Source organism: Streptomyces katrae (assembly GCF_000966975.1).
GTDB lineage: Bacteria > Actinomycetota > Actinomycetes > Streptomycetales > Streptomycetaceae > Streptomyces > Streptomyces katrae.
Genome location: NZ_JZWV01000346.1, coordinates 1 through 716 on the forward strand (window position 1 = coordinate 1; position 716 = coordinate 716).

At 74.2% G+C, this 716-nt stretch carries 2 protein-coding genes; one reads left to right on the forward strand and one right to left on the reverse strand.

Annotated features, from left to right (window positions below):
* Positions 1–161 precede the first annotated feature (161 nt).
* Entirely contained in the window at positions 162–374 is a 213-nt protein-coding gene (locus VR44_RS13520; protein ID WP_045947719.1) for an EF-hand domain-containing protein, read from the forward strand.
* 58 nt (positions 375–432) lie between these two features.
* Here the strand turns inward: VR44_RS13520 and VR44_RS13525 are convergent.
* On the reverse strand, positions 433–716 hold a 284-nt coding region (locus VR44_RS13525), incomplete at its 5' end, for a virulence activator alpha C-terminal domain-containing protein (protein WP_045947720.1).

Sequence of the window (716 nt, forward strand, 5' to 3'; positions counted from 1 at the left end):
AGGCAAGATCCGGAAGAGACGGCCTAGGACGGCGCCCGCCCGTAAGGGGACGCGACCGCCTCCCGGGAGCCCGCCGGCGGCTCCCGGGACCCGTGGGCGGGGACCGACCCCGGTGCGGCTACCCTGAGCCGGTCAACAAGCACCAGGAAGGGGTGGCCCCAGTGGCGGACATCGACAAGGCACGCGAGACGTTCGACCGGTTCGACGCGAACGGCGACGGCGTCATCACGGCCGACGAGTACAGCGCGGCCATGAAGGCGATGGGGGACCACTTCGTCACCCCCGCGATCGCCGACGCGATCATCGCGGCCAAGGACCTCAACGGCGACAAGCTGCTGAGCTTCGACGAGTTCTGGGCCGACCTGAACAAGTAAGGCCCCGACGGACGGGCGCCGCGCCCGCCTCCGTCCCGCCCGCCGGGACGGGGGCGCGTCAGGCCCCGGCCGGCGCCCCGGGCCCGCTCGCGCCGGGGCCCGTCATGTCCTCGACCTCGGCGAGGGCCTCCTCCAGCCAGCTGAGCCAGAAGCCCTCCAGGGCGATCCCCCCGTGCAGCACGAGCCGCCGAAGCCGGTCCGGATCCGCGTTCCGCCCCGCCGGGAAGTCCTTCGCCTCGATGGCCTCGTACTCCGCGAGCTGTGCCCGGTGCAGCTCCAGGTGCCGCCGCAGCTCCGCGGCGAGCCCCTGCGGCCCCACCACGGCCGCCGCCCTGATCCGCA